Here is a 14,201-nt window from a genome sequence, read left to right on the forward strand (position 1 = left end):
ATGCGCCTTGTGCATAAGCCTTTGCGCGAATAGCGCTAAACACGTTGAATCAAGCCAGTTTCAACAGGCTCATGCCCACCAGCAACAGCGCCAGCCCCAGCCAACCACGCCCCATCAGGCGTTGACCAAACAACGCCCAGCCCATGGCCACAGTGGCAAGGATGCCGAAGCCACCCCAGATGGCATAGGCCAGCGACAGTTCGATATCTCGCACAGCTTGCGCCAGCGCGGTAAAGGCGGCCAGCACGCAGAGAATCGAGGCGATGCCCAGGCCGCGCTTTTTAAAGCCGTCGGAATACTTGAGCAGCAGGTTGGCGATCACTTCCAGCACGATCGCCAGGCCCAGCCAAGCGAAGGGAATCCAGTTCATGCTCAGCATGGCAGCGCCTCCATGTGGCGCGGGGCAGGTGCGGCGCGGGTACCCGACTTGATCAGCAGGATACCGGCGATCATCACACCCAGGCCGGCGGCCTTTAGCAGGCCCAGGCTCTCGCCCAGCCAAGTGACGCTGATCAGGGTAATCAGCACGATGCCGATGCCTTCCCACAAGGCGTAGGCCACGCCCACTGGCACGCGCTTAACCGCCAGCGCCAGGAAGAAGTACGACAGGCCGATCATCAGGTACATCAACCCGTGGCCAAGAATGGGGAAATGACTGGCGGCGAATTTCATCGACGCGGTGCCGATCACCTCAGCGGTGATGGCGATAAACAGATAGATCCAGGAACGCATGATGCCCTCCCACGGGCGACACAAGCCGAGCGAAATCGCGCTGACGGCTGCAGACAAAAAGAAGCAAAAGACTGTTTGTCGGGGGAGGCGCTAGAGGTCGCCGGTCCAGTGACGTTCACGGGAAACCAGGCGGGAGGTGAAGAGCGGAAACGCTTTAGTGTTCAACATAATGAACAACAAATTAGCTCAAGGCATCGTTAAAGTCAAATCGATAGAAAATGGCTAATTAATTTTCGCGTCTTTCAGTCCGTATTTAGGTGAAAGCCCTTAAAGGTTGCCGAAAGGTTCGTAAATTATATTACCCGGCCATTCTGGGGCTGCTGCGCACCCCATCGCCGGCAAGGCCGGCTCCCACAGTAGTGGCACATTGGCCCATGTGGGAGCTGGCCTTGCCAGCGATGCAGCCGCCCCGCAGCCCCCTGACACTCCTCTACTCCCCTCGTGTCAAAACGCCGCACCCTTATCAAAATAACAATTAATTATTGTAATACGATAATTTTTCACAAATAATGCACCCCGCTCAACTAGCACGGAGGGAAACCATGAACAGTAAGACAGTGGCTTACGCGAGATCGCGTCTGCGAGTGATCGGTGCATTCGCCGCGGTACTCGCCTGGGGTACAGGGATCGTCGAGTTCGGCGGCAACGTACTATTGTGGGTGTTCGAAAAAGCCCAGGTGCAAGGCGCCTACCTGCAAAGCTTCGGTGAAAACATGCCACTGCTGCTGGCCCCGGACTACCAGCCTTCGCACCTGGCCCTGGGCCTGGTGATCGGCCTGGAACTGATCCCCGCCAGCCTCTCGGCCTTTGCCTTGTACCTGACAGGCTTGTTCTTCCTGCGTTTGTCCCGGGGCGAAACCTGGACGACGCAGAACATCAAGATGCTCTGGTGGGTGGGCTTGCTGTGCATCGGCTTGCCGATGGTCTGGCCGATGATCGGCACCTTGCAGGGCCTGGCGTTCTCCATCGACCTGCCCAAAGGCGAAAGAAGCTTCAGTGTATCGATCGGTGTATCATCCCAGGCGGTTTACGAGATCATGAAAGGCATCTTCCTGTGCGCCTTCTCACTCCTCATGCGTGACGCCAAAACCATCAGCGATGAACACAACTGTTATGTCTAGCTTGCCCCTATGCCGATAATTATTCGACTCGATGTAGTCATGGCCAAGAACAAGATCCGCTCCAAGGATCTGGCCGAGATTATCGGTATTACGGAGGCGAACCTGTCGTTGCTGAAAAACGGCAAGATCAAGGGTTTCAAGATGGAAACCCTCGAGAAGCTCTGTCGCGCGTTGAACTGCCAGCCAGGTGACCTGCTGGAGTTCAGCGAGGAATGAACAAGGAACTGGCAACTCGTGAGCAATTCACTCAAGTGGCGCGCCGCGCTGCTACTGGCCGTCGGCCTGCTCGGCGGCTGCGGCCCCAGCTACACCTATAGATACTCCCCACCGCCAAGCATGGCGGGCATGAACTGCATCAACTCCTGCTCGATGGAGCGCAACCACTGCAAACAGATGGCGCGCCTGCAGGAAAACAGCGACCAGGCCCTGTACCAGGCCAACCTCAGAAGCTACCAGCATTGCCAGGTCGGCAAGAGCAAAAAGGAAGCGCGCAAAAGCTGCTACTACCCCAGCTACCCGTTCAACAGCGGTTCGAGCTACTCGTGCGGTAACGATTACGACAGCTGCTACCAGGCCTGCGGCGGCACCATCCAGCGCATCCTCAACAAAGGCTGACGCCTCGACTAAACGGAATTGACTGTGGATATCATCAGATCCATCGCCCTGCTTGCGTCCGCGTTTTACCTGAGCGGCTGCACCTTCATGTCCGACTGGCAAATCCCGCCACCCGAGTCCGGCTGGCAAGTGCCGCCCATGCAGATGTACGGCAACCAGAGCTTCCCCGGGCCGGACTTCAGCCGCGACCACCACGCCATCCAGCGCTACCTCCACACACACAAACACTGACACTTCGACCAAACGGAATTGCCTGTGGCTATTATCAGATCCTTCCTCCTGCTTGCCTTCGCGTTTTACTTGAGCGGCTGCACGACCGGCGACTACACCCCGATGTCTGGCTGGGAAATCCCGCAGATGCAGATCTATGGCGACAAGGGCTACTCGGGCCCGGCCTACACCTGCAAGAAAAAGCACGGCTGCCGAGAGCACTGTAAAAAGCACGATTGCCGCTACAAACCGCTGATATTCGACCCCACCAAAGCCGAACCCAGCGCCACGACAATGCACCGCGGCTGGTAACAAAACACCTCGCGATAGCCGCTGAAACCGGGCATCGCGAGGAATGTTGCAGAAGTGGTTTACAGACGCAAACTGATCGCTATAATGACGCCCCTGTGCCGGTATAGCTCAGATGGTAGAGCAACTGACTTGTAATCAGTAGGTCCCGGGTTCGATTCCTGGTGCCGGCACCATTCAAGGTTCCATAGAAAGCTTTCAAAATCTCTGGAACCCCCGAAAAACCCGCCTTCTGGCGGGTTTTTTCGTTTTGGCGTTCCGTCGGATTCCGAGGGTAGCCAGCGCTAATAAGGGTACTTTTAAGGATACCTACCAATTCGACATTGGAAAGTACCCTTATGGCTCGCACAACGGCTCCCCTTACCGACAACGCCTGCCGCACTGCAAAGGCTCGCGAACGTGAGTACAAGCTTTTTGACGGCGATGGCCTTTACCTGCTCGTGAAGCCCAACGGTCGCAAAGGCTGGCGGCTCAGGTACGTGAAGCCCGATGGTCGCGAGGGCCTGACCTCACTCGGCAATTACCCGGTGGTCGGGCTGGCTGACGCTCGCCACAAGCGCTTCGAGCTTAAACAGCAGCTCGCCAACGGCATTGACCCCATCCAATCCAAGCAGCAGGCCAAGGTGCAAGCCGTAATCAATGGCCGTACCTTCGAAAGCGTTGCGCTCGATTGGTATGCCGGGATGGTGCCCAAGTGGGCGCCGGGCCACGCCAAGACTGTACTCAGCCGGTTGAAGACTCATGTATTCCCTTTGCTCGGTGCCAGGGCAATCGTTGAGTTGGACACCCACGACCTCATGCAGCCACTGGAAGCGGTGACGAAGCGCGGCACCATCGACGTGGCGCTCAGGATCAAGAACTACCTGCAAAGCATCATGCGCGAAGCCAAACGGCTGCGGCTGATCACCGCGAACCCGGCTCACGACCTCGACGGCTCGATCAGAGCACCACGGGTTACACATCGACCCGCACTACCCTTATCGCGGCTGCCAGAGCTGCAAGCACGCATCGACGACTACAAAGGTCGTCCACTCACACGCCTTACCGTGATGCTGTCGCTGCACGTGTTCGTACGCTCCAGTGAGCTGCGCTTCGCCCGCTGGAACGAGTTCGACCTCAATCGCGGCATCTGGGAGATCCCCGACACTCGCCCGGCGCTCGACGGCGTACCGTTTTCCACAAGGGGTACGAAAATGGCCGGAGACATTCACGTTGTACCCTTATCGCCGCAAGCAGTGGGCTTGCTTGAGCAGATCCACGCGATCACCGGCAAGTTCGAGCTGGTGTTCGCGGGAGATGCCAAACCGTGGAAACCGATGTCTGAGAACACGGTGAATGCCGCGCTAAGGACGATGGGCTATGACACCAAAGTGGATATCTGCGGCCACGGGTTCCGAGCCATGGCGTGCAGTGCGCTGGTCGAATCCGGACTTTGGTCAGAGACGGCCATCGAACGGCAGATGAGCCACAAAGAACGCAACAACGTGCGCGCCGCTTATACCCACAAGGCCGAGTTCCTCGAAGAGCGCCGGATGATCATGACCTGGTGGAGCCGGTTTCTGGAGGCGAACCGCGAGGACCATGTGACGCCGCATGAGTTTGCCAAGCAAACGGGCGAGAACGTCACGCGCCTTCGCAGTGCCAAGATGACCGAGTAACCCGCCGCGCCACCACCTCAACTTGCGGTGAAGTTACCCACAGCACCGCATGAAGCTCCTCCGCGCGGGTCCTTTCAAACGGGGCTGCAAAGCCGCCCCGTTTGAAAGGACCATACCAAAGAAAAAAACTGCTGGCACAGCTTACGTCTGTGGAAAACCACTGATGTCCACCGGGGGATAGTTTTATCCACAGGCGCTAAATCCCTGATATCGCGCTGCTTGACGAATATTGTCCACAAGCGTAGACCGGGAGTCGCAAGAGCTGTCGATGACAGCACCCCAGGTGACCCGAACCTTAAAGGTCACGCCGCTCCCGCGGTGGTTCACCCGCAAGTACGATTCGCGTCCGGCAGCTCGTACGGTCACTACCCATGTGATGGATGCCAACTCAATATCGTTGCCCCTGCGGCAACCACCCTACCCATCTGCTCAGCAGCAACCTATCCGCTTGACCATTTCGCGTGCGCCAACCTGCGCCCGTCTCTTTCTCCTGGAAAGAGACGGGCGCGTCTAACACTGCTGCAGCCCTCATCGCATTTGGCTTTGCGGCAACTTCACTCGTGACAATCGGCGTGACAAACGCCGATGTCACCTGCAACAGCGATGTAGATGATGGTGCCGCAGACCAAGGAATGGACTGCACCTGACTGACAGTCAGGCATGCCCCGGTCATCGCATTGCTGCGCTCACCCGGCTCAGGATCTCGCGGCACTGGTCTCGTCAGCCAATGCAGCCTCCACCCGCCCACCGGTAACGGTGCTCAGGAGGCCAGATCATGAGATGCCCTTGCTCCCGGTCGTAAGGAGCCGCCAGTCCCGCGTTAGAGGACATCCCCACAGGTCGCAGGGGCCTTGATCCCTGATAACACTCAACATTCTTGGCGGGATGACGTGGGGCGAGGATCGGAGATCGGAAGATGAGGTGACTGGCATGGCATTGGTGGGTAGACGCGATGGCCGCAATTTCGGTTACGGCAGACAATTGAGCTACGCAGGGCCGCAGGCGCTTAAGGACATGTTCGGCGGCGGCCACTACGGCACGGTCAAGGCGCACTGTGATCGGTGGCAGGCATTCGTGAAGTGGTGCCGCTCCGAACAGGGACCGGGTATCAACGATGCGCGGCAGATTGATCGGAAGGTATTGGCGGACTATGCAGCGTATCTGCGCGATGTGGTTGGGCGCGGTGACCTCGCCGTCAGCACGGCACAAAACCGGCTATCCAGCGTTAACAGGACCATGGCTGCGCTTCGCGGTGATCAGTGCGTGAAATTGCCAAGTCCGAGCAAGGCGTTGGGCATGCAGCGTGTCGGGGTCCGATATTCAGTGCCACAGGGCCAAGACCGCGAACAGGTTAAGCAGATCGTCGACGCGCTTTACCGCGATCATCAGCAACGAGCCGCCGCGATTGTTCTATTGGCGCGAGCCACAGGCATGCGCTTACGTGAGGCCATCTTAGCTGATCTGCCACGGCTGAGCCGTGAGGCTGAAGACCTAGGCAGAATCAACATTCAGGACGGCACCAAAGGCGGCCGCGCGGGAGCCTCGGCACCCCGCTGGATTTCGGTCGATGATCAAGTTCGAGGTGCACTTGGGGTTGCAAGGCAGGTGTCGCCTGCCGGTAGCCACAACATGATTGCGCCATACGAAAGCTACCTGAGTCTCCTACAAGAAATCATCCGCCCTGCGCGCGACATCCTGCATGCACACAACCTCAAAGGCTTCCATGAGCTACGAGCGGCCTATGCATGTGAGCGCTATGAGCAAATTACTCAACACCACGCGCCCATCAACGGCGGCCATTGTTGCCAGGTAGATAGGAACCTTGATCGTGAGGCCCGGAGGCAACTCAGCTATGAGCTGGGGCACGGTCGGATCGACGTGGTCGCGGCTTACATTGGGGGGCGAGTATGAGTAAGCCATTCGACATGGAGCTGTTCTTGGCTGGAGTGCTGACCGGCTCACACGCAACCCGGCGACGCCATGTACGGCAGGCGAAAATCATCCAGGCTGAGATTGCAGAGCGGTGGCAGTTGAAAACACCTTGGGCTTGGCAGCGAAAGCATGTCGTTTGGTTCCTGGAGCATCGCCTACGCAAACGCAGCGACGCAACGCGGTATTATTACGTGCTGACAGTACGACTGCTCACTCAACGTCTAGGAACGACTTGGGTTTTCAATCTGTAAGCGAGACTTTGATCTGAAGATCACGACTGACAGCAGTCGGCCAAGCCGAGGCGGCCCAGGGTGAAGGGTCGGCCTCATTCGCCGGTAAATTGTTATGTGATAATGGCTGCCGGTTGCCAAGCTTTCGCGCCCCGAGTGGCCAGTGGCCGAGGAACTGCTGCAATGCTTGCATGTCCCTTGCTCAAGGCTAGAAATGTCGATTTGCACTGCCTGCGCTGGGGCGGTTTCTTGATGTCGATGATATAATGAAGCCCGCTCGGCCTGACTTATTAAGCATCAGTGATGAGGCATCGGCAAATCAGATAGCGTGCATTTAGTTAAAATCAATATCAGTACAGCTTAGACAAATGCCATATGCAAGATGAAAACTATACTAATTTTATTTCAATACAATTTATTTAACTATGTTGCGAGCATATAACTAAGATGTTAAATGACTCATTAATTCGTCTTGCGCTGCTGGCTAGGTTAAGAAATGCTCACCCTCAGCCTAAAGCTCTCATTGAAGAACTACGAGTTCACAACGGCAATGCTATTGCGGATGTTGTTGCAGTTCATAAAGAGGCCCATTGTTACGAAATTAAGGGGGATGGTGATAAAGTCGAAAGAATTGCTCAGCAAGGTATATATTATGACCTCGCTTTCAGAAAGGTCACTTTAGTAACCACGTCTAAGCACATAGCAAAAGCAATTAAAATTGCACCTATCCATTGGGGAGTGCTTGAAGCGAAAGAAAACTCTACGGGTAAAATTATTTTCAGACCAGTTCGCCAAGCTCAGAAAAGCGTTGCATTTGACAAGCAGATAGCGCTTTTGACTCTCTGGCGAAATGAATTATTTGAAATCGCAAGCAGCATAGAGGATAAAATTCAGAACAAAATAAACAGAGACTCTCTATCTTTTCTCATCTCCCAGGCCTTCGGCGCCCAAGAGCTTAGCCTGACGATAGGCAAAGCCCTTGTGCTTAGGACACTTACAAAAGATCAAGCATAAATGAGATGTGGGAGTTAATTGTAGGCTTTAAGACACTACCGGGCATGACCGTCGATCCAAGCCCTGCAGCTTTTTCAACCAGATACAAATCGCCTTCCGAATTTCCGTGCCGGAAGAAGCTCTTTGCGACTATAGTTGCGGCTATATCGTTGTATTGCTTAAACCCTCGTGCATGTGTCTTAATCCCCCCGCCACGTACTATATAGTGCTTATCCTCATAAGAGTAGACAACCTTAGGTGCGGTAACGTTTAGCATATTGCGCGGATCAATATCAGAGTCCGAGTAGTCAGGACTCACAATAGTATAGTCCCCAAAAATCACATTATGACCGGTGAGTCCAGAGATAGCGCTGCTGTAGATAGCAATTTCGTTGCGATCCAGATGCTTTTCGCTATTAGTTGGAAGTATGTCGCCTGCTACTGGCGAAAGTGTAGAACCTGTAATAACAATAGCTTCGTATGCATGATCCGCAACTGCTGCTGCACAAAACGCTTTTATCTGCGCGCCACGAGCAATCGCGTCAACTCCCTTGCAAACCCTGTTGTCTATAACGAGCACCCATCGATCATATATACCCTTCCCCATGGCTATGAGATCCAAAATATCTGTTCTAATAAGGCTATAACTGACCAGATCATCGCTGGAAACACGCAAAGCGATTCGCCTGTTATTCACAGCTCTAGTAATCGCAGGTGTAAACACACAAGAATTTCGATCAGCGGTACGATCTACCCCAACCACTGGATTGAAATTTAGGTCTTGAGCAAGCATGCATGCTGCGAGATATTCGTAGCTGGGACGGCCGCCGATTAGGATAGAATCTGGAATATCGTAGTCATCTACGAAATATTCGGGAACGCCCTTCATATTCAGACAAAATTTCCGAGCAGCAGTCTCTATAGTCTTCTTTAATACTTTAGCATCCATATCTTTCTTCAAAGGTAGATCGAAGAAAGGAGCGACAAGTTTTTTTCTTTCCTTGCTAAGAGACTTGATCGCGCCAAATTCATTAGCTTTGGCTTTCAGGAATGGAATGTACTTAGGCATCTGAGCTGATCATCCTTTTGACGCTTATCTCATGGATAACGCTGTTGAAAAGAGTATAGTTTCCTAAATCATGCCTTACAAAACCGGCAAGAACTGCAGGATGCATCGAAAATTTCTGCGCATCTTTAAGCAACTCATCTTCATTACGATGTCTCCGTACTGAAGCAGATCGCCAATCGCTGCGACTAATAAAGGACTCTTTGGCTAGCTGATTTGCCTCTAGCTCAACAATGTCTTCACCAAGATCATCAAGACAGTCGAAGTGAGGTTCATTAAGACGATCATAATGAATTGAAACATGAGACAGCTCATGCATCAATGTAAACCAAAAATAGTCATATCTATCATATCGCAACGTCATACCAACAACAGGAGTTCCACACTGGAGTTTGAAGAATACTCCATCAGTCTTCATGCCGGAACTTTGAGGCAAGAAAACCAGCACAACTCCATGCTGCCAGAGATAGCTGGATACTTGCTTCAAATTCTCAGGATTTAAGGACAGCCCGGATAAATCTTTTAATACTTCCTTGGGCAACCCTTTAAATCCTTTAACCTTTCCAGTTGAAACTACTATTTCAGCGTAGCGTTGTACTTGAGAAAGCCAGAGGAAGGTTTCGGTTTCCTTAGCAGTACCGCTGCGCCTAAATAGCGCACTGCCAGCTGCTCCCGACAGTAGGTCTTTAAAAACAAGGGGGTCGTCAGATCCTAGCTTTTTAGAAATTTCAGAGTAAGACTTCAACGCACTCAGAAGTCTTTCGGGAGTGCAATCAGAAGTAGAGACGAAAAAATCTTCGAACTCATTCTTATCATCCATTGGCTGCAGCTCCGAATACTTGAGCGGCTTCCCTAGCCATCTCGTAATAATCAAGGCTCTCTTTATTTCTCTCGGGGAAGCAAGTCATGCCAATCTTATTGTAGTACGCAGCAGCTTTGGGTAACGAATGCAATGAAAAACCAGGGCGCAGACCTAAGGTGTCAGTCGCGTACTTTGATGCATACCTAATTAAATCAGAGCCTATGCCTTTAAATCGTGCGACACTCAATGGATTAGGTCTATTCCATGGTGCCACTGCGATATACTCTATGTAAAAAATCCCTTGACCATCTATAATACTATCTTTCGGATGATATATAAGACAAGCAGCCTGGATGGCATCCTCAGCCTTATAAAAAAACCAGTCATAATCTTCTGCAATATGATGAATAGCTTTAGCACTCCATCGCCAGTGAGCGTCCTCCATATGCAGGTCAGATATTTTTTTTAGTAATTCTTCTTCACTTGCCACTGAGCTTTGCACGCAGCGAAGTATTTCGATATTTTTTGCGGTCCATTCAGTATCACACTTATGGGCTAGCGCGATGTCCCATCCGTGAAGTAGCTGAAACGACACGTTTTGCCCAACAGTGTTTGTTTTAACCCCAGAAATAAGGGCTGATGCCGGGGGAGAGGACGCAATAAGAGACTTGATGCTTTTTATATCCATATAACACCGCAATTCAGTAAGAATTATATTTTGTTACAAAATTTCGTGGCATTTTCCCTAGCAAAGGCGCTCCGAGCCAGACATCGCATTTCTTTCAGCTTGGCGAGATCTCTGCCAATTCGGGGAGATCAAATCAGGCATCAGCGTAGTAAAATTTGGACCCAGCGTGATAGGTACGAGATCCATTTCTTCGCCTTCAGAACTCCCAATTAGCCAAATCTTAGCAAAACTCGTGAGCGTAATGGCACTATAGTATTGCGGCCTTGTAGGGACTGTCTACGCTCCCAGCGTAAATTGCCGCCGCATCGCTTTTGCGTTTCAACCAAAAAACTTCCCGCTATGAGAGCTACGCAGAGGAAAGTACAAGGTTTCTACAGACCTCCCCATGGCGGCGGCCAGCCTTGGCGCTGCTGGGTTCTGTGTGTGTTCATCGTTCAATGTTGTCTGAATTTAGAAAGGGTCGAACGGGTGCCAAAGGATATTTTTAGAGATATGAAACCGCACAAGAATAATAAAAATCTTTATAAATCAATTTGATAGGTATTTTTTCGACTCCTGGTGCCGCACCATACGCAGTAAAAAAGAGGCTCACCGCAAGGTGGGCCTTTTTTGTTTTGCGCAGTCTCCGCCACCCTGGTAGGAGCGGGCTTGCCTCGCGATGAGGCCATTGAAATCAGCCCATCAGGCGGCGCCTGAATTACGACCGCTGCGCGCTCTATCGGTGGCGCAGCTGTTCGACCTGGGTCACGTCCGCCGCATTCGCCGCCGTGCCCACCAAGCGATGAACCAAGCCATATACGGCGTCGACCCCGCTGTCCAAAGCCGGTGGCTATTTTCTGAGCATCCCTGAAATAAAGTAGCACCCCCTAAATAGATAGAATCACTCGTAGAATCAGGATTTTTCCTATGTGCAGCCAAAGCCACAAGAACTAATCTCTCATTGCACCTGCTAAATAAGTGCACACTTAAATTCAATGTGAAAAGGGTATTTTTATGGGCATGTGGTGCTGCATGTATATTAACGAGTTTAAAGCTGACCAACCCACTGACGACGAAAGTGAAATCGTCAACTTAGAAGAAGACTTCACACCAGAAGAATCTGCCGTACTGGCTGAGTGAAGCAAATAAAATGAGGCGAATATTTCGCCTCATTTTTTCGTTTACATGGGAACTTCTTGCCTATGAAAATAATTGCCCCAGAGCGTACGTTGTCATTGCAAGATGCAGAAAGCGCAATCGACCAGCATTTTTCGAGCGAAGGAATAGATTTAACCCTACGTCGTTACGGTAGCCCGTTGTCCAGCACTGTCGCCACGCTTCACCTCCCACATGACAGTAGCGGCATAGAATGTGTTGGTTGCGGCAAAGGGTATGAAGCAGAGGCGCGTGTCGGCGCGAAATATGAGGCCTATGAACACTATATGGGGCCGCTTCGGCTACGGAAACATAGCGCACTGCACTGTTTTGGTTCGGTTATTTCTCAACCGGCCTTGCAGAACATACTTCCAATGCAGATGCTTCGCCACTCCGGCGCATCACAGATAGCTGTACTTACTTTTGAGGCGCATGAAGCATCCGGTGGCATGGAATTACTCTATCCGTCATTTCTTATCAACCATCAATATGCAAATGAATCTATTCCTGGCGATGATACCGACTATGGCTCGGCACGCCGATATTCCTGTGGTACGGGTGTGGCAGCGGGCGTTGGTTTGACGGAAGCGGCGATACATGCTGCGAGTGAGGTGATAGAGCGCCACGGCATTGGGCGTTTTATCGCACAGCATTTCTTTTATGATTCAAAAGAACCTATAAGAAAAATTACTCACGCCTCAATGCCAGAGCAACTATTACAAACCGTGCGTGACGCAGAAATTGCCATTGGTGCTTCTATTGAGGTATTTGATGCCACTAGCCAAATACCCTATCCCGTTTTCATTGCCTACTGCCCGGACAAGACGATCGCTGATATCCATGTCGTTGGCGGCGGCTGTTCACTGTATCCAAGTCATGCCGCAGCACGCGCCATCAAGGAATTAGTGCAGCAATATAAAGTCGCCGAAGGAGTCGAACACGTCAGCCAAGAGTGGACAAATGCAAAAAACAATTTAGCACAACATCCAAGGCTACTACGTTGTTTGCGCATGGCGTTTAATGCCCTCCAGTGCGCCAAAATAGTCCCTTGCCCCATGCCTCACGACCCGAAAAAAATGCCACTGAACCAACACTTGTCCCATTTACAAAGCGAGTGCTTTAAAGCGAACCATCCCATTTGGATTAAAGAACTACATTCCAGCGCCAACCAGGTTAGCCTGGCCTGTGCCGTCATGCCAAAAATGGAAAGGTTCTCTATCGTTTCGCTCGGTGGGAAAGTCGTCCCTTGCTACAAATACGAGTAAATAAAAAACCATCATGACCATGGCCATTGGCAAAGGGCACTAAAGTTCGCCACGCATCCCTGTGAAGTTTAAATGGTAGCTGACTGTGGCAGTAGTGCAACATGCCACGACACAACAGCACGCAACTTACTTGCCTCTAATTAATTCGGAACCAGGCCTTTCATGAGTCCAACAAAAAAAAGCCGACGTGAATTACAATGCCGCGATTATCTTCTTTCCTCTCCTTTAGGCGCCGCCACCAAGGCCATTCATTTAGGGCAACATGAGACTGGGCTGGATCAGTTTCCAGTTCCAGCACTCGTTTGCAACTCTGCAACACTACTGAATTCAATTGAAGAAGGTAGAGAAATGCTAGGCAATGCAGAGATGGAAAACTTTGCATACCAACGCTATGCAAACCCTACCGTTTCAATACTAGAAGCGAAATTTCGTGCCATTGAACACTGCACATACAGTTTGGCGGTCAATAGCGGAATGACAGCCTGCCTGCTTGTCTTTCGGGCGCTACTGAACGCAGGCGATCATATCATCGTACCCCACAGTATATTTTATGAGGCCATTGAGCAGCTTGATTACGAGGCGAACAATCGTGGTATAGAAATGTCGGTTATCGACGAATACGGAGCAGTGGCATTTGAGGCGGCCATCCAGCCAAACACGAAAATGATCTTTATCGAAGCACCCACCAATCCGGCCTTTTTAGACATCAATATTCCTGACCTGGTACAGCTTTGCGTAAAAAATAATATCCTTCTTGTTGTCGACAATACTTTTCTTACGCCTGCCTGCCAAAAACCGCTGTCCCTGGGGGCTGCAATCACTTTATACTCCATCACCAAGCACATCAATGGTCACGGCGATGTGATGGGCGGAATGATCAGCACCAATGCCCCGGACCTATTCAAGGTATTGAAATACCATAGAGAAAGCACAGGCACCATATTAGATCCGTTTTCGGCATGGCTCACTATACGTGGGCTGAGAACGCTCCCACTGAGATTAAAAAAACATACCGATAATGCACATGCTGTCATTGCAATGATACGCGAAGAGTTCCCACAATTAGAATGGCGCTCAGTATGGTCGACTAAAAGTGCGCAGGCCAACGGTATATTTTCGTCATTGCATACAGGTCTTATCGCCATTGTTTTTCCTTCGCGAGAAGCGGGTACAACCTTTGTTCGTCATCTGCAACTGATACGAACAGGTACAACCTTTGGCAATATTGAGTCCTTATGCTATCACTACGGCAGTTTTACCAGAGAAGGCAGTACCGATCTGGAAAAAATAGGGGTACCGTACGGCTTGGTTCGAATCTCTGTTGGCCTGGAAGATATTGAAGATATTAATGCAGACATCAGACGTGCACTGCGCCTTGCTCTACTCATCAAACCTCTGCAACGGATGAAGTGATCCCCTAGGGACGCTCCGAACACGTTGCCCAGC

General features: G+C 51.7%; 16 protein-coding genes and 1 tRNA gene. 12 read left to right on the forward strand and 5 right to left on the reverse strand.

The genetic code is table 11. The features are described 5' to 3' along the window. Positions 1 to 49 precede the first annotated feature (49 nt). Both mdtI and PspR32_RS24365 read right to left on the reverse strand, forming a co-directional pair. Positions 50 to 379 carry a multidrug/spermidine efflux SMR transporter subunit MdtI gene (mdtI, locus tag PspR32_RS24360; protein ID WP_010221302.1) on the reverse strand — a complete coding sequence of 110 codons (330 nt, stop codon included), beginning with the start codon at positions 377 to 379 and terminating at the stop codon, positions 50 to 52. After that, complete coding sequence (locus PspR32_RS24365; protein ID WP_010221301.1) at positions 373 to 732, reverse strand: multidrug/spermidine efflux SMR transporter subunit MdtJ; 360 nt, start codon at positions 730 to 732, stop codon at positions 373 to 375. The genes mdtI and PspR32_RS24365 overlap by 7 nt, the downstream gene beginning before the upstream one ends. Before the next feature lie 542 nt (positions 733 to 1,274). Between PspR32_RS24365 and PspR32_RS24370 the strand changes: the two genes are divergently transcribed. The 10 genes from PspR32_RS24370 (at position 1,275) to PspR32_RS24410 (ending at position 7,821) form a co-directional block, all read left to right on the forward strand. Continuing rightward, positions 1,275 to 1,853 (forward strand): hypothetical protein, encoded by a 579-nt coding sequence (locus tag PspR32_RS24370; protein WP_010221300.1) that lies wholly within the window; start codon positions 1,275 to 1,277, stop codon positions 1,851 to 1,853. 9 nt (positions 1,854 to 1,862) lie between these two features. Next, positions 1,863 to 2,069, forward strand: coding sequence for a helix-turn-helix domain-containing protein (locus PspR32_RS24375; RefSeq protein ID WP_010221299.1), 207 nt, complete (start codon positions 1,863 to 1,865; stop codon positions 2,067 to 2,069). Positions 2,070 to 2,087: 18 nt separating this feature from the next. Beyond that, entirely contained in the window at positions 2,088 to 2,468 is a 381-nt protein-coding gene (locus PspR32_RS24380; RefSeq protein WP_159389275.1) for a hypothetical protein, read from the forward strand. A gap of 24 nt (positions 2,469 to 2,492) precedes the next feature. After that, positions 2,493 to 2,699 (forward strand): hypothetical protein, encoded by a 207-nt coding sequence (locus PspR32_RS24385; RefSeq protein ID WP_010221297.1) that lies wholly within the window; start codon positions 2,493 to 2,495, stop codon positions 2,697 to 2,699. A gap of 24 nt (positions 2,700 to 2,723) precedes the next feature. Beyond that, positions 2,724 to 2,990 (forward strand): hypothetical protein, encoded by a 267-nt coding sequence (locus PspR32_RS24390; RefSeq protein WP_010221296.1) that lies wholly within the window; start codon positions 2,724 to 2,726, stop codon positions 2,988 to 2,990. A gap of 97 nt (positions 2,991 to 3,087) precedes the next feature. Next, positions 3,088 to 3,163, forward strand: a tRNA-Thr gene (locus PspR32_RS24395). Positions 3,164 to 3,325: 162 nt separating this feature from the next. Continuing rightward, positions 3,326 to 4,645 (forward strand): tyrosine-type recombinase/integrase, encoded by a 1,320-nt coding sequence (locus tag PspR32_RS24400; RefSeq protein ID WP_159389276.1) that lies wholly within the window; start codon positions 3,326 to 3,328, stop codon positions 4,643 to 4,645. 930 nt (positions 4,646 to 5,575) lie between these two features. Continuing rightward, positions 5,576 to 6,556 carry an integrase domain-containing protein gene (locus PspR32_RS24405; RefSeq protein WP_054888398.1) on the forward strand — a complete coding sequence of 327 codons (981 nt, stop codon included), beginning with the start codon at positions 5,576 to 5,578 and terminating at the stop codon, positions 6,554 to 6,556. After that, complete coding sequence (locus PspR32_RS26435) at positions 6,553 to 6,828, forward strand: hypothetical protein (RefSeq protein ID WP_082423648.1); 276 nt, start codon at positions 6,553 to 6,555, stop codon at positions 6,826 to 6,828. Before PspR32_RS24405 ends, PspR32_RS26435 begins: the two co-directional genes overlap by 4 nt. A 426-nt stretch (positions 6,829 to 7,254) precedes the next feature. Then, complete coding sequence (locus PspR32_RS24410) at positions 7,255 to 7,821, forward strand: sce7726 family protein (protein ID WP_139137841.1); 567 nt, start codon at positions 7,255 to 7,257, stop codon at positions 7,819 to 7,821. On the opposite strand, the gene PspR32_RS24415 is transcribed toward PspR32_RS24410, so the two are convergent. Genes PspR32_RS24415 through PspR32_RS24425 form a run of 3 tightly spaced genes read right to left on the reverse strand, consistent with a single transcriptional unit; the run spans position 7,802 to position 10,356 of the window. After that, the gene (locus PspR32_RS24415; RefSeq protein WP_159389277.1) at positions 7,802 to 8,869 is read right to left on the reverse strand and encodes a beta family protein; all 1,068 of its coding nucleotides are present in this window, start codon (positions 8,867 to 8,869) and stop codon (positions 7,802 to 7,804) included. The two genes, PspR32_RS24410 and PspR32_RS24415, sit on opposite strands and share 20 nt — an antisense overlap. Then, entirely contained in the window at positions 8,862 to 9,686 is an 825-nt protein-coding gene (locus PspR32_RS24420) for an ImmA/IrrE family metallo-endopeptidase (protein ID WP_159389278.1), read from the reverse strand. Before PspR32_RS24420 ends, PspR32_RS24415 begins: the two co-directional genes overlap by 8 nt. After that, complete coding sequence (locus PspR32_RS24425) at positions 9,679 to 10,356, reverse strand: N-acetyltransferase (protein ID WP_139137839.1); 678 nt, start codon at positions 10,354 to 10,356, stop codon at positions 9,679 to 9,681. Before PspR32_RS24425 ends, PspR32_RS24420 begins: the two co-directional genes overlap by 8 nt. 1,181 nt (positions 10,357 to 11,537) lie before the next feature. Here PspR32_RS24425 and PspR32_RS24430 point away from each other — a divergent pair. Next, on the forward strand, positions 11,538 to 12,755 hold the full coding sequence (locus tag PspR32_RS24430; protein ID WP_159389279.1) for a YcaO-like family protein: 1,218 nt from the start codon (positions 11,538 to 11,540) through the stop codon (positions 12,753 to 12,755). Between the two features lie 162 nt (positions 12,756 to 12,917). Further along, positions 12,918 to 14,168: a trans-sulfuration enzyme family protein gene (locus PspR32_RS24435; RefSeq protein ID WP_159389280.1), complete on the forward strand. Its 1,251-nt coding sequence runs from the start codon at positions 12,918 to 12,920 to the stop codon at positions 14,166 to 14,168. Positions 14,169 to 14,201 lie beyond the last annotated feature (33 nt).

This window comes from Pseudomonas sp. R32 (assembly GCF_009866705.1).
In the GTDB taxonomy this organism is placed as follows: Bacteria; Pseudomonadota; Gammaproteobacteria; order Pseudomonadales; family Pseudomonadaceae; genus Aquipseudomonas; species Aquipseudomonas donghuensis.

Excerpts from the sequence above, each read along its gene's own strand:
- mdtI (WP_010221302.1), bottom strand. The coding sequence starts at position 379 with ATGCTGAGCATGAACTGGATTCCCTTCGCTTGGCTGGGCCTGGCGATC.
- PspR32_RS24425 (WP_139137839.1), bottom strand. The coding sequence starts at position 10,356 with ATGGATATAAAAAGCATCAAGTCTCTTATTGCGTCCTCTCCCCCGGCA.
- PspR32_RS24405 (WP_054888398.1), top strand. The coding sequence starts at position 5,576 with ATGGCATTGGTGGGTAGACGCGATGGCCGCAATTTCGGTTACGGCAGA.
- PspR32_RS24430 (WP_159389279.1), top strand. The coding sequence starts at position 11,538 with ATGAAAATAATTGCCCCAGAGCGTACGTTGTCATTGCAAGATGCAGAA.
- PspR32_RS24420 (WP_159389278.1), bottom strand. The coding sequence starts at position 9,686 with ATGGATGATAAGAATGAGTTCGAAGATTTTTTCGTCTCTACTTCTGAT.
- PspR32_RS24375 (WP_010221299.1), top strand. The coding sequence starts at position 1,863 with ATGCCGATAATTATTCGACTCGATGTAGTCATGGCCAAGAACAAGATC.
- PspR32_RS24415 (WP_159389277.1), bottom strand. The coding sequence starts at position 8,869 with ATGCCTAAGTACATTCCATTCCTGAAAGCCAAAGCTAATGAATTTGGC.
- PspR32_RS24435 (WP_159389280.1), top strand. The coding sequence starts at position 12,918 with ATGAGTCCAACAAAAAAAAGCCGACGTGAATTACAATGCCGCGATTAT.
- PspR32_RS26435 (WP_082423648.1), top strand. The coding sequence starts at position 6,553 with ATGAGTAAGCCATTCGACATGGAGCTGTTCTTGGCTGGAGTGCTGACC.
- PspR32_RS24410 (WP_139137841.1), top strand. The coding sequence starts at position 7,255 with ATGTTAAATGACTCATTAATTCGTCTTGCGCTGCTGGCTAGGTTAAGA.
- PspR32_RS24365 (WP_010221301.1), bottom strand. The coding sequence starts at position 732 with ATGCGTTCCTGGATCTATCTGTTTATCGCCATCACCGCTGAGGTGATC.
- PspR32_RS24370 (WP_010221300.1), top strand. The coding sequence starts at position 1,275 with ATGAACAGTAAGACAGTGGCTTACGCGAGATCGCGTCTGCGAGTGATC.
- PspR32_RS24400 (WP_159389276.1), top strand. The coding sequence starts at position 3,326 with ATGGCTCGCACAACGGCTCCCCTTACCGACAACGCCTGCCGCACTGCA.